The 20463-nt window shown below is 70.8% G+C and carries 23 protein-coding genes and 2 pseudogenes; 8 read left to right on the top strand and 17 right to left on the bottom strand.

The genetic code is table 11. The features are described from left to right. The first annotated feature begins 3 nt into the window (after nt 1–3). Nucleotides 4–453: a type II toxin-antitoxin system VapC family toxin gene (locus tag ACF08N_RS17485; protein ID WP_392325497.1), complete on the top strand. Its 450-nt coding sequence runs from the start codon at nt 4–6 to the stop codon at nt 451–453. Between the two features lie 132 nt (nt 454–585). On the opposite strand, the gene ACF08N_RS17490 is transcribed toward ACF08N_RS17485, so the two are convergent. The 4 genes from ACF08N_RS17490 to ACF08N_RS17505 form a co-directional block, all read right to left on the bottom strand. Continuing rightward, nucleotides 586–1860 carry a hypothetical protein gene (locus ACF08N_RS17490; protein WP_392325498.1) on the bottom strand — a complete coding sequence of 425 codons (1275 nt, stop codon included), beginning with the start codon at nt 1858–1860 and terminating at the stop codon, nt 586–588. After that, the gene (locus ACF08N_RS17495; RefSeq protein WP_392325499.1) at nt 1850–2410 is read right to left on the bottom strand and encodes a DUF6114 domain-containing protein; all 561 of its coding nucleotides are present in this window, start codon (nt 2408–2410) and stop codon (nt 1850–1852) included. Before ACF08N_RS17495 ends, ACF08N_RS17490 begins: the two co-directional genes overlap by 11 nt. A 255-nt stretch (nt 2411–2665) precedes the next feature. Next, complete coding sequence (locus ACF08N_RS17500) at nt 2666–3298, bottom strand: DUF6230 family protein (RefSeq protein WP_392325500.1); 633 nt, start codon at nt 3296–3298, stop codon at nt 2666–2668. 650 nt (nt 3299–3948) lie between these two features. Then, nucleotides 3949–4926, bottom strand: a complete 978-nt coding sequence (locus ACF08N_RS17505; RefSeq protein ID WP_392325501.1) for a tetratricopeptide repeat protein — start codon at nt 4924–4926, stop codon at nt 3949–3951. A gap of 216 nt (nt 4927–5142) precedes the next feature. On the opposite strand from ACF08N_RS17505, the gene ACF08N_RS17510 reads away from it, so the two are divergent. Continuing rightward, nucleotides 5143–5790 carry a TetR/AcrR family transcriptional regulator gene (locus ACF08N_RS17510; protein WP_392325502.1) on the top strand — a complete coding sequence of 216 codons (648 nt, stop codon included), beginning with the start codon at nt 5143–5145 and terminating at the stop codon, nt 5788–5790. A gap of 144 nt (nt 5791–5934) precedes the next feature. Here the strand turns inward: ACF08N_RS17510 and ACF08N_RS17515 are convergent, their stop codons facing one another. The 4 genes and pseudogenes from ACF08N_RS17515 to ACF08N_RS17530 all read right to left on the bottom strand — a co-directional run. Continuing rightward, nucleotides 5935–7635, bottom strand: a complete 1701-nt coding sequence (locus tag ACF08N_RS17515; protein WP_392325503.1) for a methylmalonyl-CoA mutase — start codon at nt 7633–7635, stop codon at nt 5935–5937. 78 nt (nt 7636–7713) lie between these two features. Further along, nucleotides 7714–8043, bottom strand: coding sequence for a DUF3817 domain-containing protein (locus ACF08N_RS17520; RefSeq protein ID WP_392325504.1), 330 nt, complete (start codon nt 8041–8043; stop codon nt 7714–7716). Nucleotides 8044–8096: 53 nt separating this feature from the next. Then, the gene (locus tag ACF08N_RS17525; RefSeq protein WP_177147632.1) at nt 8097–8606 is read right to left on the bottom strand and encodes a MarR family winged helix-turn-helix transcriptional regulator; all 510 of its coding nucleotides are present in this window, start codon (nt 8604–8606) and stop codon (nt 8097–8099) included. Between the two features lie 10 nt (nt 8607–8616). Next, a pseudogene (locus ACF08N_RS17530) lies at nt 8617–8814 on the bottom strand (MFS transporter); the annotation flags it as partial. 5 nt (nt 8815–8819) lie between these two features. Here ACF08N_RS17530 and ACF08N_RS17535 point away from each other — a divergent pair. Next, nucleotides 8820–9134 (top strand): annotated as a pseudogene (locus tag ACF08N_RS17535) (ArsR/SmtB family transcription factor); the annotation flags it as partial. A 28-nt stretch (nt 9135–9162) separates the two neighbouring features. On the opposite strand, the gene ACF08N_RS17540 reads toward ACF08N_RS17535, so the two are convergent. From ACF08N_RS17540 to ACF08N_RS17560, 5 genes are all read right to left on the bottom strand, one after another. Then, a complete protein-coding gene (locus tag ACF08N_RS17540; protein ID WP_392325505.1) occupies nt 9163–9795 on the bottom strand; it encodes a TetR/AcrR family transcriptional regulator in 633 nt (210 codons plus the stop codon). Beyond that, nucleotides 9792–10472, bottom strand: a complete 681-nt coding sequence (locus ACF08N_RS17545; RefSeq protein WP_392325506.1) for a DUF4166 domain-containing protein — start codon at nt 10470–10472, stop codon at nt 9792–9794. The genes ACF08N_RS17540 and ACF08N_RS17545 overlap by 4 nt, the downstream gene beginning before the upstream one ends. Further along, nucleotides 10469–11158, bottom strand: coding sequence for a hypothetical protein (locus tag ACF08N_RS17550; RefSeq protein ID WP_392325507.1), 690 nt, complete (start codon nt 11156–11158; stop codon nt 10469–10471). The genes ACF08N_RS17545 and ACF08N_RS17550 overlap by 4 nt, the downstream gene beginning before the upstream one ends. Nucleotides 11159–11319: 161 nt before the next feature. Further along, nucleotides 11320–11613 (bottom strand): MTH1187 family thiamine-binding protein, encoded by a 294-nt coding sequence (locus ACF08N_RS17555; protein ID WP_392325508.1) that lies wholly within the window; start codon nt 11611–11613, stop codon nt 11320–11322. Then, nucleotides 11610–11954 (bottom strand): DUF3817 domain-containing protein, encoded by a 345-nt coding sequence (locus ACF08N_RS17560; protein WP_392325509.1) that lies wholly within the window; start codon nt 11952–11954, stop codon nt 11610–11612. Before ACF08N_RS17560 ends, ACF08N_RS17555 begins: the two co-directional genes overlap by 4 nt. Before the next feature lie 168 nt (nt 11955–12122). Here ACF08N_RS17560 and ACF08N_RS17565 point away from each other — a divergent pair, with 168 nt between their 5' ends. The 4 genes from ACF08N_RS17565 to ACF08N_RS17580 all read left to right on the top strand — a co-directional run bounded on the left by ACF08N_RS17565 (nt 12123) and on the right by ACF08N_RS17580 (nt 14787). After that, complete coding sequence (locus ACF08N_RS17565) at nt 12123–12761, top strand: AIM24 family protein (protein ID WP_392325510.1); 639 nt, start codon at nt 12123–12125, stop codon at nt 12759–12761. Nucleotide 12762: 1 nt separating this feature from the next. Further along, on the top strand, nt 12763–13413 hold the full coding sequence (locus tag ACF08N_RS17570) for an AIM24 family protein (protein ID WP_392325511.1): 651 nt from the start codon (nt 12763–12765) through the stop codon (nt 13411–13413). Then, entirely contained in the window at nt 13410–14192 is a 783-nt protein-coding gene (locus ACF08N_RS17575) for an AIM24 family protein (protein WP_392325512.1), read from the top strand. Before ACF08N_RS17570 ends, ACF08N_RS17575 begins: the two co-directional genes overlap by 4 nt. Nucleotides 14193–14316: 124 nt before the next feature. Further along, nucleotides 14317–14787, top strand: coding sequence for a MarR family winged helix-turn-helix transcriptional regulator (locus tag ACF08N_RS17580; protein WP_392325513.1), 471 nt, complete (start codon nt 14317–14319; stop codon nt 14785–14787). Nucleotides 14788–15087: 300 nt separating this feature from the next. Here the strand turns inward: ACF08N_RS17580 and ACF08N_RS17585 are convergent, their stop codons facing one another. Beyond that, nucleotides 15088–16548 carry an ATP-binding protein gene (locus tag ACF08N_RS17585; RefSeq protein ID WP_392325514.1) on the bottom strand — a complete coding sequence of 487 codons (1461 nt, stop codon included), beginning with the start codon at nt 16546–16548 and terminating at the stop codon, nt 15088–15090. After that, complete coding sequence (locus tag ACF08N_RS17590) at nt 16545–17210, bottom strand: response regulator transcription factor (RefSeq protein WP_392325515.1); 666 nt, start codon at nt 17208–17210, stop codon at nt 16545–16547. Before ACF08N_RS17590 ends, ACF08N_RS17585 begins: the two co-directional genes overlap by 4 nt. Nucleotides 17211–17336: 126 nt before the next feature. Between ACF08N_RS17590 and ACF08N_RS17595 the strand changes: the two genes are divergently transcribed. Beyond that, nucleotides 17337–17972 (top strand): PepSY domain-containing protein, encoded by a 636-nt coding sequence (locus ACF08N_RS17595; RefSeq protein ID WP_392325516.1) that lies wholly within the window; start codon nt 17337–17339, stop codon nt 17970–17972. A gap of 216 nt (nt 17973–18188) precedes the next feature. Here the strand turns inward: ACF08N_RS17595 and meaB are convergent, their stop codons facing one another. Both meaB and ACF08N_RS17605 read right to left on the bottom strand, forming a co-directional pair. Beyond that, the gene (gene meaB / locus ACF08N_RS17600; protein ID WP_392325517.1) at nt 18189–19145 is read right to left on the bottom strand and encodes a methylmalonyl Co-A mutase-associated GTPase MeaB; all 957 of its coding nucleotides are present in this window, start codon (nt 19143–19145) and stop codon (nt 18189–18191) included. A 25-nt stretch (nt 19146–19170) separates the two neighbouring features. Next, a complete protein-coding gene (locus ACF08N_RS17605) occupies nt 19171–20373 on the bottom strand; it encodes an acetyl-CoA C-acetyltransferase (protein ID WP_392325518.1) in 1203 nt (400 codons plus the stop codon). Between the last annotated feature and the right edge of the window lie 90 nt (nt 20374–20463).

Here is a 20463-nt window from a genome sequence, read left to right on the forward strand (position 1 = left end):
CGCATGCACCAACAGGGACTGCTCGACACGAACATCATGATTCTGCGGAAGTGGGTGAACCCCGAGGAGCTGCCGGCGGAGGTGGCGATCAGCGCCGTCACACTGGCCGAACTCTCCGCGGGCCCTCACGAGGTCCGCAGGAACGAAGACCAGAGCGACTACGACGAGCACGCCGAGCGCGCGAGGAGACTCGACGTACTGCAACGCGCCGAGAGCGAGTTCGATCCCATTCCCTTCGGGGTCGAGGCGGCTCGCATGTACGGCAGGGTCTGCGCGGCGGTGGTCGCAGCGGGCCGCAAACCCAGGCGCCGCGTCGCGGACCTGATGATCGCGGCGATCGCCATCGCCGAGGACCTCCCGCTGTTCACCACCGACCCGGACGACTTCAAGGGGCTGGACGGCCTCCTCACGGTGGTGCCGGTCACCCGCCCGCAGGTGCTGCACGACCGGTGATGCGCCGAGGCAAAAGAAGGCCGAGGCCATTCCCAGACGTTCTCCTCAGTCCGGCACCGGACGAACTGTGGGCCGCACCCCGAGGGGTGCGGCCCACAGTTCCTTTCGCGGCTCCCGGTGGATCGGGAAATCTCAGGACGTCCCGCCCGTGAAGTAGTTGTGCAGACCGGGAACGGTCAGCGTCCCGCCGAACTGGCCGGCCTGGGTCACCTTCACGCCGGTGAAGAAGGCGAACGGAACATTCAGCGGCGGCGGAGTCTCCGGGCTGAACGTCACCGGGATCAGCCCGAAGAGGCTGCCCTTCAACTCCTCGGTGTACATGGTGACTTCGCCGTTGCGGATCGTCGACGTCGAGCCCTCCTCGGCCTTGACGTGCGCGATCGTGCCGTTCGGGCCGACCACCAGCTGGTGCAGGTCCTTGATGTCCACGCTCGTCGCGGTGAACTTCAGCACCTTCTTGATCTTGCCGCCGTACGTCTTCACCTCGACGATGCCGTGGTAGTCCAGGCCGTTCAGGGTGAGCCGGGAGCTCTCCAGGATCCACGGGTCGTCCGGGAGGAGCGGGCGGCCCTGCTCCAGGTCCGCGGCGGCGAGGGCCTCCGGGTCCGGAGTCGGGCACGGGAAGGGCGGCTTGGCGCCGTCCGGGATGTTCTCGTCCTTCTGCGGGTCGAGCCCCTTGGCGTCCTCGTCCAGCTCCTCGACCGTCGCGCCCGCCTTGTCGGCCGCGTCCTTGATCGCTTCCTTGGACGAGTCGACCGTGTCGTCCACCACGTCGTCCACGGCGTCGGTGGGCTTCTCGGACGGCTTTGCGGACGGCTTTGCGGTGGCGTCCTCGGCCGGCTCGGTGCTCTCGCTGGGCGTCGGCGTCGGGCTGGTCTCCGGCTCCTTGTCGGAGCCGTCGAACAGGTCCTTGAGCGCATCCCCCACACCCAGCGGGTCCAGCGGGTTCCTGGTCTCGCTCGGCGTCGCTTCCGGCGACGCGGCATCCCCTGCCTCGTCGGCCGTGTCCGCGGACGGACTCTCGGACGGCTTCGGCTCCAGGACGTCCGTGACCGACGTGCCGCTCGGCGTCGGCTCCGGCTTGGCGCTGTCGGAGGGCGACGGCGTCTCGGACGGCTTCGCCGATGCGGACGGCGACGGGGACTCGGACTCCGCCGGCTCGTCCGAGCGCGTCACGCAGGGACCGGGGGCGAACGGGATGTCCTTGTCGTCGGCGAGCGCCAGCTTGGGGGTGAGGCCCATGCCCACGAAGACGGCGGTGGGCATCGCGGCCAGCGCCACGGCCTTGCTCGCGGGCAGGTGGAGCTTGGTCAGCAGCGACTTCTTCGGAGCGGCGTGCCGCGGTCCTTGCCTCTCCCGGAACTCACCGCCCTCAGCCGAGCTGAGCTGCGTGTCGTCACCCCGCACTGTTCCTCCCGCCGTCGGCGTGGGCAGTCGTTTCGGTCACGTTCGGGTCGTATCCCTCGTCGGCGCGCGGCCCCGGCACGGTCACCCCGTCCAGGCCCTTCGCGGGCTCGGGGGACGTCTGCGGCTCGGGCGCCTCGGCCACCGGCCTGCCCGGCGCCCAGGAGATCGACAGAGCACCGCCCAGCAGGGAGCACAGGAAGCCGATGAGGAAACCGCCGATGTTGGCCACGGGGATCGAGATCAGCGCGAGCACGATCGCCGCGATGCCCGCGAAGACGCGCACCGCTGCCTGGAACCACATCGTCAGGCCGAGCGTGACCAGCAGGACGCCGATAATGAGCGAACCGGCGCCGGCCGTGGTGGCCATCGCGAGGGTGATGTTGCCGAGCCGGAGGTCGGCGTACGGCAGATAGGCGATCGGTACACCGCCGAACATGGTGAACAGACCGGCCCAGAAGGGCCGCTGCCCCCGCCAGGTGCGAAAGGCCCGCCGAAAGACGCGGAGGAAGTGCTCGTCCCGCCCCTGTGCTGCTGAAGTCTCGGCGCTCATGGAAAAAGCTCCCTGATACTGGCGTTGCTGTGTGAACGGAGACGGGCGGGCGAAGCCGGAGTCGCACCCGCCCGTCCCGGAGGGCGTCAGCCCTGAGGCCCTGTCCGGCCGATCTTGCCGGGCTCGCGTGGCCTGGCACGCACATCTGCTGCGTTGTCGTCGGTCGCCAATGCTCCGCAGTGGCTCCCTCCTCCGCCTTGCATCTGCACGCACCAGACCCCGCTCACTGATCCGGCCTGATCGACCGGACAGGACCTAAAAGCACTCCTTGACGCCCTTGTGCAGCTTCAGCGACAGACCGCTGAGCTTGAAGGTGCCGGCGGTGGTCGCCCACGCCTTCTGCTCCACACCCGTCAGCTTCGCCACTTCGGCGCGCTGGGCGAAGCCGTGCGGGTTGGCCCTGGTTCCGGGCTGGATGCCCGGGTCCTTCAGCTCGCCCGCCGCGACACCGATGTCGATGTTGGTGAACTCGGCGTCCGCCTTGAGGTCCGAGACATCCAGGTAGATGTTCGTGGCCTCGACCGGGTGGTTCGGGTCCTGACCGGCGCGCAGTTCGAGGCTGACGTTGCCGACGAACGGGACGTTCGGCGTGACGACCGACTGACACATGTTGGTGATCTTGGCGGTCTTGAAGCCCGACACCGCCACCGGAGCGGCAAAGTCCTTGCCGTCCAGCGTCTTACCGGTCGCAACGCTGCCGTACTGAACGAAGTTGGTGCCGGTCAGGCTCTCCGCCTTGACCTTGAACTCCTGGCCGGAAATGCTGAAGGACGCGGCGAGCGCGCCCTGTGCCAGGCCGATGCCTATCGCGGCCGTCGCGGCCACACTCGGCACCATGACAAGGGCGAACCGCTTCCATCTGGTTCCGCCACGAGCCACAGACTCCATGACTTTCCTCCTTCTCGGACGTACATCTCCGGTCCGGGCCCGCGGGCCCGTCCTGGGATGGGAGAAGTGCTACGTCCTCGGGAAGGAGAGCGCCTGTACTTTCAGGCGCTGACTGCGTCCGAAACACCGGCGATCACCCCCGAGCGACAACCACTGGCCGCACTCTCGCGCAACCGGTCGGACAGGCCCTGCCGGTCAGCAGGAACCCCCCTGTCCGCGGCCGGCGCCACTGCCGCCGGCCGGCCCGGTGGGGACCCAACGGACCGCGGCTCGGCGGGAAGCCGGGCTGGTGCGGTATTGGACCGAGCGTCGCCGATCGTGGTCCATTCCAGGCGCGGATACAAGGGGGTTCGTTACTCACTAGTAACGGCCTGATAACCCCGCCACGACCGCGCGACACCGCCCGAGCACGCAGGGTGCCACCGGGGGTGAGAGCAGAGCGGGCGATTGCTGTCAATAAACGGACAGAACCAGCCCGTTGCTGTACTCCGAGTAACAGCCGTTCACATTACCAAGTTTTGGTAAAGCAAGGCTGCGTTTTGTCGCTGTGTCGCCAAAACGGCGGTGGTGCCGCGCCCGGCACCACCGCCGCAAAACCGCCAGACCGGCGCACTCCGGGCGCCGTTGTCAGAAAGGCTGTCAACGCGACATCAGAACAGCACCCGCGCCAGCGCCTGACGTGACGCCGTCACCCGCGGGTCGTCCGGGCCGACCACCTCGAAGAGTTCGAGCAGTCGCACCCGCGCCGTGTCGCGGTCCGCGCCGGCGGTGCGCCGCACGGCCTCCACGAGCCGGCCGAACGCGTCCTCCACGTGACCGCCCACCAGGTCGAGATCGGCCGCTGCGATCTGGGCCTGCACGTCGCCCGGATTGTCGGCTGCGTCCCGGCGGACCTGCTGCGGGTCCATGTCCCGTACACGGCCGAGCAGTTCGGCCTGGGCGAGGCCCAGCTTGGCCTCGCTGTTGGCCGGGTCGTCCGCCAGCACGTTCTTGTACGCCTGGATCGCGCCGGCGAAGTCACCGGCATCGAGCGCGTCCATGGCCGCGCTCAGCAGGGCGTCGTACGGGCCGGCCGGAACGGGGGCCTCGGCCGCCTCGCCCGTCGCGCCCGTCGCGTCCGGGTCCACGGTGATGCCGGTCAGCCCGAAGCGCTCCTCGGCCACCTGGATCAGCTGGTCCAGCGTCTGGCGGATCTGCGCCTCGGGGGCCGCGCCCTGGAAGAGGGGCAGCGCCTGGCCCGCCACCACGGCGAAGACCGCCGGGATGCCCTGGACACCGAACTGCTGCATCAGCATCTGATTGGCGTCCACGTCGATCTTGGCGAGGACGAACCGGCCGTTGTACTCCTTGGCGAGACGCTCCAGAAGCGGGCTGAGCTGCTTGCACGGCTCACACCACTCGGCCCAGAAGTCGATGACGACCGGGACCTCGGTGGAGCGCTGCAGTACGTCGCGCTCGAAGCGCGCCTCGTCGGTGTCGATCACCAGGGCGGCGGGTGACACGGCACCGCCGCCACCCTGCCGGGCGGACTCCGCGCGGGCCTGCTCCGCCTTCGCCTTGGCCTCTCCGGCCGCCTTCACCGCGGCGAGGTCGACGACGCCGCTCATGGACATGTTCCTAGGCTGCATACGTACATCCTCCCCCTTCCCCGCGCGCATGTGAAAAATCGGCCGTACGATCAGCCGGGACGGCGCCGGGTCCCCACCTCGACGCCTGTGGTTGTCGCTCCGGCCCGGCCGCTCGGGCGGGCCTTTCGCTACGGGTCGTAGCGTATCTGCATCGCACGTCACGCGTGTGAGATTTCCCCGGTGAACTGCCTCACAGGGATCTGTTTACCGGCCGGTATGGTCTCGGACATGTCCAGCACCGCCCACCCCGAATCCGCGCGTCAGGGCCGTACGGGACGGCCCCGCAGCGCCGAGACCGATGCCGCGATCCTGGCCGCCACCCGTGCCTCGCTCGTCCAGGTCGGCTGGTCGAAGCTGACGATGGGCGACGTGGCGGCCCGTGCCGGGGTCGCCAAGACCACGCTCTACCGCCGCTGGACGAACAAGAACGAGCTCGTCGTCGACGCCGTCGCCGTGCTCTTCGACGAGCTCGAACTCCCGGACCGCGGCAGCCTCGAAGCCGATGTGGAGGGCGTGGTCCTGCAGTTCGCGGACCTGCTCGCGCAGCCGGAGACCAAGACCGCGCTCATGGGCGTCGTCGCGGAGTCCACGTGCGACGACGCGCTGCGCCGCCGGATCCGCGAGGCGATCGTCGAACGGCAGAAGCGGCTGGTGGTGGAGGGCCGGGAGCGCGCCCAGGCCCGCGGCGAGCTCCCGTACGAGGCCGACCCCGAGACGGAGGCCCGCAACACGGACCTGATCTTCGACGTGGTGGCGGGCGCGGTGGTCCACCGCGCGCTGGTGAGCGCGGAGCCGGTGGACGCGGAGTGGGCGCGCCGATTCACCACACTGCTGGTATCGGGCCTCGGCGCGCTGCCGTCCTGACGGCCGGGTGAGGCGGTCCGCACGCCTGACGCCGCTCGCGGGGCGAGCGCCTTCCGCCGGGGCTCCGGCCGGGTCGGCCTGCGGCCGGGCGAGGCCTTCCGCCGCTGCCCCGGCCGGCGAGGCCGCCGGCCGCGGCCGGGCGCGTCAGAAGCCCGGCGGCTCCGTGTAGACGCCCCACTCGTCGCGCAGCACCCCACAGATCTCGCCCAGGGTCGCCTCCGCGCGGACCGCGTCCAGCATTGGGGCGATCATGTTGGAGCCGTCGCGCGCGGCGGCGAGCATCGCGTCCAGGGCCGCTCGCACCGCGGCGTCGTCCCGCCGGCCCTTGCGCTCGCCGAGCACGCGGACCTGCTCCCACTCGACCTCGTGGCTGACCCGCAGGATCTCTAGGTCGCCCGTGACCGAGCCGGTGGCCGTGTTGACGCCGACGACCTTCTTCTCGCCCTTCTCCAGCGCCTGCTGGTAGCGGAAGGCCGACTCGGCGATCTCGCCCGTGAACCAGCCGTCCTCGATACCGCGCAGGATGCCGGACGTCATCGGCCCGATGGGGTGCCGACCGTCGGGGTGGGCGCGCAGGCCGCGCTCCCTGATCTGCTCGAAGATCTTCTCGGCGTCGGCCTCGATCCGGTCGGTGAGCTGCTCGACGTACCAGGAACCGCCCAGCGGGTCCGCGACGTTGGCGACGCCGGTCTCCTCCATGAGTACCTGCTGCGTGCGCAGCGCGATCTCGGCGGCCTGCTCGGAGGGCAGCGCGAGGGTCTCGTCGAGGGCGTTGGTGTGCAGCGAGTTCGTGCCGCCGAGGACCGCCGACAGGGCCTCGACCGCGGTGCGCACCACGTTGTTGTACGGCTGCTGGGCGGTGAGCGAGACGCCCGCGGTCTGGGTGTGGAACCGCAGCCACTGCGCCTTGTCCGTCTTCGCCCCGTAGACCTCCTTCATCCAGCGGGCCCAGATCCGGCGCGCCGCGCGGAACTTGGCGATCTCCTCGAAGAAGTCGAGGTGCGCGTCGAAGAAGAAGGACAGGCCGGGCGCGAAGGTGTCGACGTCCAGGCCCCGGGACAGCCCCAGTTCGACGTAGCCGAAGCCGTCGGCGAGGGTGTACGCGAGCTCCTGCGCGGCCGTCGCACCGGCCTCGCGGATGTGGTAGCCGGAGACGGAGAGCGGCTTGTAGGCGGGGATGCCCTGCGCGCAGTGCTCCATCAGGTCGCCGATCAGACGCAGATGGGGCTCGGGCTGGAACAGCCACTCCTTCTGCGCGATGTACTCCTTGAAGATGTCCGTTTGCAGCGTGCCGTTCAGCACGGCCGGGTCCACGCCCTGGCGCTCGGCGGCGACCAGGTACATGCAGAAGACCGGGACGGCCGGGCCGGAGATCGTCATCGACGTCGTCACGTCACCGAGGGGGATGTCCTTGAACAGGACCTCCATGTCGGCGGCCGAGTCGATGGCCACACCGCAGTGGCCGACCTCGCCGAGGGAGCGCGGGTCGTCGGAGTCGCGGCCCATCAGCGTCGGCATGTCGAAGGCGACGGAGAGCCCGCCGCCGCCGGCGGCCAGGATCATCTTGTAGCGCTCGTTGGTCTGCTCGGCGTTGCCGAAGCCGGCGAACTGGCGGATGGTCCAGGTGCGGCCCCGGTAGCCGGTAGAATGCAGTCCGCGGGTGAAGGGGTACTCACCGGGCCAGCCGATGCGCTCGAATCCCTCATAGGCGTCCCCGGGCCGCGGGCCGTATACCGGCTCGACCGGGTCCCCGGAGAGCGTGGTGAAGTCGGCGTCCCGCTTGCGGGCCTTGTCGTAACGGGCCTGCCAGCGTCGGCGGCCTTCCTCGATCGCGTCAGCGTCCATACTTCGAATTTACTAGGACGTCCTAGTAAATGTCGATGGCTGACCGGCGCGAGCCTCGCTCGCGCCGGTCACACAGTGCTACGCCTCGGCCTCGACCGGGGTCACGCCGTCCGTGATCAGGGCACGCGCCTCGCGTGTGACCTTCGGCTCGACGAAGAAGGAGGCGAAGGGGATGCAGCCCGCGGCCAGCACCCACAGCAGCTTGCCGAACGGCCACTTCGCCTTGGAGCCGAGGTCGAAGGCGAAGATCACGTAGACGATGAACAGCACACCGTGGATCTGCGAGATCAGCATGGTGTCGCCGGTGTCGAACCCGTACTTCAGGACGATGGCGCCGGTGAACACGAGCAGCCACACGGCGGTGATGTAGGCCATCACCCGGTAGCGGGTCAGCACATTCGCTTTCATGGCATCGAGCGTAACGGGGCGCAAGGGGCGATCTTCGCCCGGGTTGCCCGGGGCTACTTCTCCTCGAAATCGTGCGCCGCGACCCGCAGCGGGCGCAGCATCGCGAAGATCTCGGCACACTCCTCGTCGTCGTACACACCGAGCCCGAAGTCCATCGCCATCAGCTCCCGGGTGGCGGCCTCGACGACCTCGCGGCCCTTGTCGGTGATGGAGGCGAGTGTGCCGCGGCCGTCGTTGGGGTTGGGCCGCTTGTCGACCAGACCGGACCTCACCAGGCGGTCGACGGTGTTGGTCACGGACGTCGGGTGCACCATCAGACGCTCGCCGATCTTGGACATGGGCAGCTCACCGGCCTTGGAGAAGGTCAGCAGCACCAGGGCCTCGTACCGGGCGAAGGTCAGCCCGTACGGCTTGACGACGGCGTCGACCTCGGCGAGCAGGATCTGGTGCGCGCGCATGATGGAGGTGATCGCTGCCATCGAGGGCACGGGGCCCCAGCGCTGCTGCCACAGTTCGTCGGCGCGGGCGATGGGATCGAAGGGAAGGCTGAGCGGCTTCGGCACGGCACCGACCTTACCGACAGGTCACATCGTGGTCAGCCCCGTCTCGCTCTTCGGTCCCGGCCGGCCCTGCGGCAGCCGCTCCCGCGCCCGCCACGACCTGATGGACGGGCCGGAACTCGGCGGCGAGACCGGCCAGGGCCATACCGGCGCCCCGGACCGTCATCAGCCCCGCCGTCATCAGCGTCATCGCCTGCCCGCGCAGCGCCTCGGCCCCCGTGGCAGCCCGCCGTGATCTACCCGGCGCGGGGCATCGGCGGCCTCTGGACGCGGCCGGCGGACCGTACCCCCGAGGCGCCGGCCCGCCTGCTCGGGCCGGTGCGCGCGGACGTGCTGTGCGCACTGGACGAGCCTGCCGGGACGACGACGCCGGCGCGGCTGCCCGGTCTGGCACCGTCGTCGGTGTCGGCGCACCTGTCGGTGCTGCGGGCCGCGGGCCTGCTGGCCTCCCGCCGGTACGGGCACCAGGTGCTGTACGAGCGCACGCCGCTGGGCATCGCCCTGGCGGTGTCGGCCCCCGCACCTGACTGACCGTCATGGCCGCACCGTGCTTCGGGACTCAGGTGCGGGCGGAGCGCTTCAGGCGGTGCCGGACGGCGCGCTGGGCCACGGGTCCGAGATCGTCGAGGGCCGCGACGAGGGCGGCCAGTTGACCGAGGGCGCCCAGGGCGCGTTCCGCGCCCTGGGGGTCGACCCCCTCGTAGAGCTCCAGGCCGACGAACGACGCGGCGACGGCCCGGGCCAGTCCCGTGGCATCGGTGAACTCGGCGATCGGGGTCCCGGCGAGCACTCGGGCGAGCACCTTCTCGATCTCCGTGATCCACAGCTCGAGCCCGGCCGCCGTGGCCGGCGCGAGACGGGGCTGTGTCTGGGCGCCGGCCAGCAGCTGGCCGAGAACCGCGACATGGCCGCCGGCGCGCTCCTCCTCGTGCATCCGGCGGCCGAACTCCAGCAGTCCGGCGAGCGTGGTGATGCCGGCAAGACGGTCGCGGTAGCGGGCGACGCGCTGCTCGGCGCCGTACCGGCAGGCAGCGGCGAGCAGTTCGTCGACCGAGCCGAAGTGGTAGAAGACCAGCGCCTGGTTGACCCCGGCCGCGGCGGCGACGGAGCGCGCGGAGGTCTTGGCGATGCCCTGCTCCGTGAGGGTGCGCAAGGCACCTTCCAGCAGCTTCTGCCTGGTCTCCTGGCTCACGCCCGTATCTCCTCCCGCACCGGGCGCAGCCCGGCGCGCACCCCGTGCGAGCGTACGTCCGTGTACGCGGCCGTGAACGAGCCCTCGTAGCCGAAGAGCGGCCCGAAGCGGCGGTTGGTGACCCGTACGCGGATACGGAAGCGGCCGCAGCTCTCGTCGTACGACTCGCGCACCTCCGCGTCGCCGCCGATCAGTTGCGGGACGGGGAGGTCGAAGGGGCCCTCGCGGAAGCGGTGTTCGCCGGAGCGGATGAGCAGCGACCCGTCCGGCTCGGCGGACAGGTGCAGGTCGCTGGCGAGATGCTGATGGGTGCCGAGGTAGTCGAGCACGCGGTCGCCCTCGGGGGCGAGGACCATTGTGGCGTCGAACCGGCGGGGGCCGCCTGGCAGGGCGAAGGTGCGCACGAAGGTGACGGTCTCGCGGCCGTAGGAGTCGGTGTACGGCACGTTCTCGATGGTGAAGGGGACAGCGCGGCCGGTGCGGGGAACCAGGATGTTGCGGCTGCCGCCGAGCGCGAGGAACGGCTTGACGAAGGCCCCGCCATGCCAGATCCGGTCCATGACGCCGCGCCCGGTGCAGGCCTCCCCGCTGTCGAGCCCGACGGAGAAGCGCCGCTGGAGCTGCGGGTGGAGGCGGTCGAAGGCGTCGCCCATGGCGGCGCGGAAGATCGAGGTCATGCGGGCTCCAGGGTGCCGAGCAGGGCGGGCGGGGCCGTGCGCGCCGGCGGGGTGCGCAGGCAGCGCCTGGCCGCGGGCGTCAGCGGCGAGGGCGGCAGCAGTACGGCGGCCAGGGCGACGGCCGCGGCGGCGGCGGGCGGGGCGGACACCGCGGCGGCGGCCACGGCGGCGAGCCGCGCGCCCGACTCGGCCAGCGCGTGGGCGAGCGAGCGGGCCGGGGTGACGTCCCGTTCGCACCACAGGCGGAGCCGGTCGAAGGACCAGGCCGTCGCCCATCCCATGAGGGGCCGGAACAACAGGCGGTCCGCGGTGCGGCCGAACCGCCCCCAGCGCGGGCGGTAGTCGTAGCCGGTCAGGAAACGGACGCCGTCGGCCGCCGGTACGTAGCGCCAGTAGCCGCTGCCCTCCTCCAGCAGCGACAGCGGGTGCGGCGAGGCGAACCGCAGTGCGGAGACCCGCTCCCCGGCCCGGTGCCGCTCCCCCGCGCTGATGCCCGTGCCGGCGACGGTCAGGAAGGGCAGCACGCGGGTCGCGTACCGGAAGCGCCGGGGGGCGCCGGGTTCGCCCGGCAGCTGGTGGATCTCGGTGAAGCGCAGGTCCCACCGCTGGTGCTGCGCGGGCTCCTGGGTGCGCTCCCAGAGCGTGTCCATGTCGGCGCGGACACGGGTCTCGATGTACAGGCCCACGGCTCTCCCCCGCTGGTCGTAACGGTTTGAGCGACTGCTCAACTCTTCGTTCCGACGGACCGTAGCGGCTTTTGAGCAATCGCTCAAGTGCGGGCATGCGAAACCCCCGGCCGCGGGGCGGCCGGGGGTTCGGGGAGATCGGGCTCAGGCGCTCGGGGTATTCAGGCGCTCAGGTGCCGTTCGACGGTGTCGACCTTGGAAGTGAGGCCGTCGATGACGCCCGGTCGGATGTCGGCCTTCAGGACGACCGAGACGCGCGGGGCGCGGGCCTCGACCGCGGCGACGGCGCGCTTGACCACGTCCATCACCTCGTCCCAGTCGCCCTCGATCGAGGTGAACATCGCGTCCGTACGGTTGGGCAGGCCGGACTCGCGCACGACGCGGACGGCGTCGGCGACGTACTCGCCGACGTCCTCACCGACGCCGAGGGGCGTGACGGAGAAGGCGACGATCATGCGCTGACCGTGCCTTCGCGGCGGGCGCGGGAGGCGATCACGGCAGCCTCGGCCTCCGCCTTGAGCTTGCGCTCCGCGAAGAACCCGCCGAACGGCAGGACGGAGAGCACGAAGTAGAGCGCCGCCGTCTTCAGGTCCCACTTGGTGCGGTTCCAGGCGTCGAGCCAGAACAGGACGTAGAGGATGAAGAGCACACCGTGGATCGCACCCATGACCGGGACCGCGTTGAACTCCGTCGTCCGCTTGAGTACCGAGCAGACGAGCAGCAGCAGGAACGACACGGCCTCCGGCGCGGAGACCAGGCGGAGGCGGTGGAGGGAGGAAGCGGTCTTGATGTCCACGGAAGGCACCTTCGACGTCGGAGCGGGCATGGCCGGACGGGCGATCTTGTGAATGAATGCACAAGCGCCGCCCCCATTGTGGCAGCTCTCTTTGCCAAGCCTTTGTCAGGGTCCGAATCCTCCCTGAGGACGCTGTTCGGGGCCGGAATCACCGGTTAACGTCAGCGCGTGGCAACGTTCCGACTCCAAGGCAGCAAGGTGCTCGCCGTCGACCTGACCGGTGACGCCGTCAAAGCGAAGAACGGCTCGATGGTCGCGTACGACGGCCAGATGGCGTTCAAGAAGATGTCCGGCGGCGGTGAGGGCCTCCGCGGGATGGTGACCCGCCGGCTCACCGGCGAACAGATGGAGATGATGGAGGTGAAGGGGCAGGGCACCTGCTACTTCGCCGACCGCGCGAGCGAGATCAACCTGGTGCAGCTCCACGGGGACAAGCTCTACGTCGAGTCGAGCAACCTCCTGTGCACCGACGGCGGGCTGCGCACCGGCACCACCTTCACCGGTCTGCGCGGCGCCTCCCAGGGCAACGGCCTGTTCACCACGACCGTCGAGGGCAGCGGCCAGGCGGCCGTCATGTCGGACGGTCCGGCCGTCGTCCTGCGGGTGACGCCGGCCTACCCGCTCTCCGTCGATCCGGGCGCCTACATCGCCCACCAGGGCAATCTGCGCCAGGACTTCCAGTCCGGTGTGACCTTCCGCACCCTCATGGGCGAGGGCGGCGGCGAGGCGTTCCAGATCCGCTTCGAGGGCGAGGGGCTGGTCTACGTCCAGCCCAGCGAGCGCAACACCGTGGGAGGGGACGTCTGACATGCCGTTCCGTGAGATCAACTCGAAGATGGTCGAGGCGACGATCGCCCCCGGCCAGAAGATGTTCAGCCAGCGCGGCGCGATGCTCGCCTACAAGGGTGACGTGTCGTTCACCCCGAACATCCAGGGCGGCCAGGGCGGGCTGGCGTCGATGATCGGCCGTCGCGTGGCGAACGAGGCGACGCCGCTGATGACCGTCGAAGGAAGCGGCACGGTGATGTTCGGCCACGGCGGCCATCACATCCAGGTGATCCAGCTGACCGGCGACACGCTGTACGTCGAGGCCGACCGGCTGCTCGCCTTCGACGGGACGCTCCAGCAGGGCACGATGTTCATGGGATCCCAGGGCGGGGTCATGGGCATGGTGCGCGGGCAGGTCACCGGGCAGGGCCTGTTCACCACCACTCTGAAGGGCCACGGAGCGGTCGCGGTGATGGCACACGGCGGAGTGATCGAGCTGCCGATCACCCCGGGCCGGGCCGTCCATGTCGACCCCCAGGCGTATGTCGCGCACCACGGCGACGTGCGCAACAAGCTCTCCACGGCGCTCGGCTGGCGCGACATGGTGGGGCGCGGCTCGGGCGAGGCGTTCCAGCTGGAGCTCAGCGGCAATGGTGCGGTGTACGTCCAGGCGTCGGAGGAGAAGCTGTGAGCACGCCCGTCATTCTCGACCCGACGACCCTGCCGAGCGACGACAATGTCAACGCGTACACCTTTTGCGTGGAACTCAAGGGCAGTCAGTGGTTCCTGCAGAAGGGCAAGATGATCGCCTACTACGGACGCATCGACTTCAACGGAATCGGCCACGGCCGGCTCGACCGGCTGATGCGTACGTCGTTCCACTCGCCGCTGCACGCGAGCGACTGGGTGGTGGCCGAGGGCAGCGGCAAGATGCTGCTCGCGGACCGCGCCTTCGACGTGAACTCCTACGACCTGGAGGACGGCAACCTCACCATCCGGTCGGGGAATCTGCTCGCCTTCCAGCCGACGCTGGCGCTCAAGCAGTCGATCGTGCCGGGCTTCCTGACCCTGATCGGGACGGGCAAGTTCGTGGCCGCGTCGAACGGTCCCGTGGCCTTCATGGAGCCGCCGATCCGGGTGGATCCGCAGGCCCTGGTGGGGTGGGCGGACTGCCCCTCCCCCTGCCACCACTACGACCACGCCTACATGACGGGCGTGATGGGCGGGCTGCGGGCGCTGACCGGGATCGGCGGGGCGTCCGGTGAGGAGCACCAGTTCGAGTTCGTGGGGGCGGGCACGGTGCTGCTCCAGTCCAGCGAAACGCTGATGCCGGAGCAGGCGACGGGTGTCGTGGGACCGGAACCGGGCGTTCCAGGGGGCGGCGGACCGATGGGCGGCGCCGGTCAGCACGGTTCGTCACCGCGCCTTCCCGGCCAGCTCGGGGACCTCCAGCGTCGCTTCGGCCTGTGAGCGGTAGTCTGCGGAGTGTGACGTCGAACGTCTGCGCACCCTGTGCGACCTTCGGGTCGCACGGGTGCCGGACGTCACACCCCCAACTTCGTCCGCTTTTCAACTTCTTAGGTAGAATCCATATATGGAGACCGAGACGGCCACTCGCTGGCTGACCGATGACGAGCAGTGCACCTGGCGCACCCATCTGGAGGTCAACAAACTCCTGATGCACCAGCTCGAGAAGGACCTCCAGCCGTTCGGACTGACCAACAACGACTACGAGATCCTGGTCAACCTATCCGAGTCGGCGGACCAGCGCATGCGCATGAGCGACCTCGCCGCGGCCACGCTGCAGTCCAAGAGCCGCCTCTCGCACCAGATCACCCGTATGGAGAACGCCGGACTCGTCCGGCGGGAGAACTGCGAGTCGGACCGGCGGGGCCTGTACGCGGTGCTGACCGACGAAGGCCTCGCGACGATGCAGAAGGTCGCGCCGCACCATGTCGCCTCCGTGCGCAAGCACTTCATCGATCTGCTGACGCCCGAGGCACTCGCCGACCTGCGGGAGTCCCTCACCCCGGTCGCCGAGCACCTGCGCGGACGGCGCGGCTAGGGGCTGTCCGGTGGATCAGGGCCGGACAGGACGCGGCGTCTGGTGCGGTGCATCGCAAGGCGCCGGAGTGCCCTGATAGCGGAGCTATCAGGGCACTCCGGCAACGCAGCGAGGTGCCGTGCCAGGCGTCGTGGACCCGGCCAAGATCCGCCGGACAGCCCCTGGCTCTGAGCGAGGGGACCGAGGGCCCGGGGCCGCCACCCCGGCCCGCCACCCCGGACCGCCACGCACGCCCTACGAGGACAGCCCCGGACCGCCACGCACGCCCTACGAGGACAGCCCCGGACCGCCACGCACGCCCTACGAGGGCTCCGGGGCGAGCGGCAGGCTCAGTTCGAACAGTGCTCCGCCCGCCGGGGACCGGCCCACCGTGAGCGTCCCGCCATGGCGCCGCGCCACATCACGCGCGATGGCCAGGCCAAGTCCCGCACCGCCCTCGTCCCGGCTGCGGGCGTCGTCCAGGCGTACGAACCGCTCGAAGATCCGCTCCCGCTGCTCCTCGGGCACGCCCGATCCGTCGTCGCCGACCGCGAACACGACCCGGCCGCGCTCCTGCCGTACCGACGCGGTGACCGAGGTGGCCGCGTGGCGCTGCGCGTTGTCCAGCAGATTGCCCAGCACCCGGGCCAACTGCCCGCGCGATCCGGCCACTTCCAGCCCCTCCTCGGCACGCACCTCGACCGGGACCCGGTCGGCCGGCCTCCCCCTGGGCCCTGCGGGCCCGGGAGGTGCCCCCAGCGCCACCTCCTCGCGCAGCAGCCGCGCCGCGTCCAGGCGCGTCTGCCCCGGCCGCTCCCCCGCGTCCAGGCGCGCCAGCAGCAACAGGTCCGCGGCCAGCTGCTGAAGCCGTACGGTGTCCTCCACCGCCCCTGGCACGTCCAGCAACTCCGGGTGCGCCGCGCCCACTTCGAGCTGGGTGCGCAGGGAGGCGATGGGGCTGCGCAGTTCGTGCGAGGCGTCCGCGACGAACCGGCGCTGCCGCTCGACCGACACCTCGAGCGCGGCCAGCGTCTCGTTGGTCGTACGGGCGAGCCGGGCCACCTCGTCCCCCGAGCCGGGCTCGGGGACGCGGCGGGACAGGTCCTCGGACGCGGTGATGGCCGCCATCTCGCTCCTGATGCCCTCCACGGGCCGCAGTGCGCGGCGGGTGACCAGCCAGGTCACCGAGCCGACCACCGCGAGCAGCAGCGGCAGGCCGACCAGCATCGCGTCGCGGACCGTGCCGACGGCCTCCTGCTCGGTCGCGAGCGGGGCTCCGGCGTACACGGTGTAGGTCCGCTGCTCCCGGCCGGACGTCACCTCGACGGCGGCGAACCGGTAGTCCGCGCGTTCACCGTCGACGGTGGCGGTGCCGGAGGTGAAGCGCGGTGCGTCGTTCGCGACCTCGCCGCGCGCCGGGTCGTCGTCATCGTCATCGTCGTCGTCACCGCCGGGCGACGCCGGCGCCGACGGCTGGGGTGCGACGGCCGTGCTCGACGTCCCGGCGATCGCCTCCAGGCCCTCGCTGACAGCCGCCACCCGCCCGCCCTCCTCGACGACCTGGACGGGCCGCCCGTCGTCGTCCGGCAGCTCCAGACGGTCGAGCGGCGTGTCGAGGGCGATCTCGGAGGCCACCTCCCTGGCCACGACCTCGGCCTGAAGGTCCGTCCGGTCGATGAGGTTGGACCGCAGCGCCAGCAGGACGGCCGCGCCGGCGGCGATCAGCGCGACCGCGACGACGAGGGTGGCGCCGAGCGCGGCCCGTGCCCGTACGGACCTCATGACGCCGCCACCAGGCGGTAGCCCGCTCCGCGCACGGTCTGGATACGGGTGGCGCCGAGCTTGCGGCGCAGGGAGCTGATGTACACCTCGACGATGTTGGGGTCGCCCTCGTAGGCGAAGTCCCAGACGTGTTCGAGGATGTCGGGCTTGCCGACCACCTCTCCGGCGCGGGTCGCCAGTTGCTCCAGCACTGCGAACTCCTTGGCCGTCAGGGCCACTTCGTTCTCCCCGCAGAACACGCGACGGGCGGCCGTGTCCACGCGCAGGTCGCCGACGGCCAGCACGGGCGACCCCCCGGCCCGGCCACGGCGGCGCAGCAGGGCCTTCACGCGGGCGACGAGGACGACGTACGAGAAGGGCTTGGTGAGGTAGTCGTCGGCACCGGTGTCCAGCCCCTCGGCCTCGTCGTACTCGCCGTCCTTGGCGGTGAGCATCAGGATGGGCATGTCGTGACCGGCGGCGCGGAGGGCGGCGCAGACGCGGTAGCCGTTCATGCCGGGGAGCATGATGTCGAGCACGACGAGGTCGTGCACCCCCTCGCCGGCGCGGTGCAGTCCCTCCAGACCGTCGTGGACGACGTCCACGGCGTAGCCCTCGGCCGTCAGCCCCGCGGCGAGGGACAGGGCGAGCCGCTTCTCGTCCTCCACGATCAACAACCTCATGCGCTCAGGGTCGCAAACCGTGGCTGAAGATCTCTTCAGGTGGCTTCAGGCTGGGTTCAGCATGGCCCGGCGAGATTGGTTCCTGTCGCAACCGGCGACGAGCGAACGACTCGGGAGGACCCCCTCATGAAGCGCAACCTGGTGATCGCGACCGTCGCAGCGGCGGTGCTGGTGGGCGGCGGCGCGTATACGGCGGTGGCGGTGTCGGCCGACGACGACGCGCCGCGGTCGGCGAGCGCGGCGGTGGCGAAGGACGACGACCGCGACGACAGGGACGACAGGGACGACCGCGACGACGACCGTGCCGTGCCCGCCGGGTCGCTGACGGCGTCGGAGGCCGTTGCCGCGGCCCTGCGGCAGACGCCGGGCACGGTGGACTCCGTCGACCGCGACGACGACGGCGACGGCCACTGGGAGGTGCACGTGCTCGGCAAGGACGGCCGGATGCACGAGCTGAACGTCGACGCGAAGACCGGCGCGGTGCGGGCCGACGACCGGAACGACGACGACGGTGACGACGACCGCGACCGCGCCGCGCTGCGCGCCGCGTCCGTGGACATCCGCGAGGCGGTCGAGGCCGCGCTCAAGGCCCACCCCGGCGGGACGGTGACGTCGGTGGACTTCGACGACGACGGAGGCGACCACTGGGAGGTCGAACTCCACGACGGCAAGGGCAACGGCGACGACGGGACCGACGTGAAGGTCGACGCGAAGACGTCGAAGACGTCGGTGGAGCGGGACGACGACGGCGCGGACGACTGAGCGGGGGGTTGCGCCGGGGGCTCTGCCCCCGGGCCCCCGCGCCTCAAACGCCGGCGGGGCTGATTCCGCGGAGCGAATCCAGCCCGTCCGGCGTTTGAGGACACCGCGCGGTACGGGGTCCGGGGCTTGCCCCGGTTACGGGAAGGGGCGGGGAGGGGAACAGCCCCACGCAGCGGCCCGCACGCAGCGGCCCCTGCCATGCGAAGAGGCCCCCGCCTACGACTGCGTCAGGCCCGCCACCAGTTCGTCCGCCGCCCGGTACGGGTCCAGTTCGCCCGCCACGATGCGCGCCGCCAGCGAGCCCAGCCGGCGGTCGCCATGGAGGTCGCCGATGCGCTCGCGCAGCGCCGTGACCGCGATCGTCTCGACCTCCGTCGCCGCCCGGCGTGCCCGGCGCTCCGCGAGGACGCCGTGCTCCTCCATCCAGGCCCGGTGCTTCTCCAGCGCCTCGACGACCTCGTCCACGCCCTCGCCCCGCGACGCGACCGTCTTGACGATCGGCGGCCGCCAGTCGCCGGGGCCCCGGGCCTCGCCGAGGCCCAGCATGTGGTTCAGCTCCCGGGCCGTCGCGTCCGCGCCGTCCCGGTCCGCCTTGTTGACGACGTACACGTCGCCGATCTCGAGGATTCCCGCCTTGGCCGCCTGGATGCCGTCACCCATGCCGGGCGCGAGCAGCACCACCGAGGTGTCGGCCTGGGAGGCGATCTCCACCTCCGACTGGCCGACGCCCACCGTCTCGACGAGGATCACGTCGCAGCCGGCCGCGTCCAGGACGCGGATCGCCTGCGGCGCGGCCCAGGCCAGCCCGCCCAGATGGCCGCGGGTGGCCATCGAGCGGATGTAGACGCCCGGGTCGGACGCGTGGTCCGACATCCGTACGCGGTCGCCCAGCAGCGCCCCGCCCGAGAAGGGCGAGGACGGGTCGACGGCCAGGACGCCGACCCGCTTCCCGGCCCGCCGGTAGGCGGAGACCAGCGCGGACGTGGAGGTCGACTTGCCGACGCCCGGCGAGCCCGTCAGGCCCACCACGTACGCACCGCCGGTCAGCGGGGCCAGCGTCGCCATCACCTCGCGCAGCTGCGGGGACGCCCCCTCCACGAGTGAGATCAGCCGGGCCACCGCACGCGGCCGGCCCTCCCTCGCCTGGGCGACCAACTGGGGGACGTCCACCATCACGTATCGCTCCTTGCCTGGCGGGTTACTTGGACGGTACGCGGACGATCAGCGCGTCGCCCTGACCGCCGCCGCCGCACAGCGCCGCCGCGCCGACGCCGCCGCCGCGGCGCTTGAGCTCCAGCGCCAGGTGGAGCACGACGCGTGCACCGGACATGCCGATGGGATGGCCGAGCGCGATCGCCCCACCGTTCACATTCACCTTTTCCGGCGTAACGCCGAGGTCCTTCATTGACTGGTGGGCGACCGCGGCGAAGGCCTCGTTGATCTCGATGAGGTCGAGGTCCTCGACCTCCAGGCCCTCCTTCTTCAGCGCGTGCCGGATGGCGTTGGACGGCTGCGACTGCAGGGAGTTGTCGGGGCCGGCGACATTGCCGTGGGCGCCGATCTCGGCGATCCACTCCAGGCCCAGCTCCTCGGCCTTGGTCCTGCTCATCACGACGACGGCCGCGGCGCCGTCCGAGATCTGCGAGGACGTGCCCGCGGTGATCGTGCCGTCCTTGGAGAACGCGGGGCGCAGCTTGCCCAGCGACTCGGCGGTCGTCTCCGCGCGGATGCCCTCGTCCTTGGCGAACAGGACCGGGTCGCCCTTGCGCTGCGGGATCTCGACGGGCGTGATCTCCGCCTCGAAGAGGCCGTTCTTCTGCGCGGCGGCGGCCCGCTGGTGGGAGAGCGCCGCGATCTCGTCCTGCACGTCGCGCGGGATGCCGAGGCGGGTGTTGTGCTTCTCCGTCGACTCGCCCATGGCGATGTTCTCGAAGGCGTCGGTGAGGCCGTCGTACGCCATGGCGTCGAGCATCTCGATCGCGCCGTACTTGTAGCCCTCGCGGGACTTCGGCAGCAGGTGCGGCGCGTTGGTCATGGACTCCTGGCCGCCGGCGACGATCACGTCGAACTCACCGGCGCGGATCAGCTGGTCGGCGAGCGCGATGGCGTCCAGACCGGACAGACACACTTTGTTGACGGTCAGGGCCGGGACGTTCATCGGGATGCCGGCCTTGACCGCGGCCTGGCGGGCGGGGATCTGGCCGGCGCCCGCCTGGAGCACCTGTCCCATGATCACGTACTGCACCTGGTCGCCGCCGATGCCGGCGCGTTCGAGGGCGGCCTTGATGGCGAAGCCTCCGAGGTCGGCGCCGGAGAAGGACTTGAGCGAGCCGAGCAGACGGCCCATGGGCGTACGAGCACCCGCGACGATCACGGAGGTGGTACCGGTCGTTCCAGACATGTGCACGATCCCCTTTCAGCCGCAGCTGAGGAGTGAACGAGGGTTTACTCAAATGTACTGAGCGGTACCGTCGCCGGTCACCGGTCGGCC

This window comes from Streptomyces sp. NPDC015127 (genome assembly GCF_043080095.1).
In the GTDB taxonomy this organism is placed as follows: domain Bacteria; phylum Actinomycetota; class Actinomycetes; order Streptomycetales; family Streptomycetaceae; genus Streptomyces.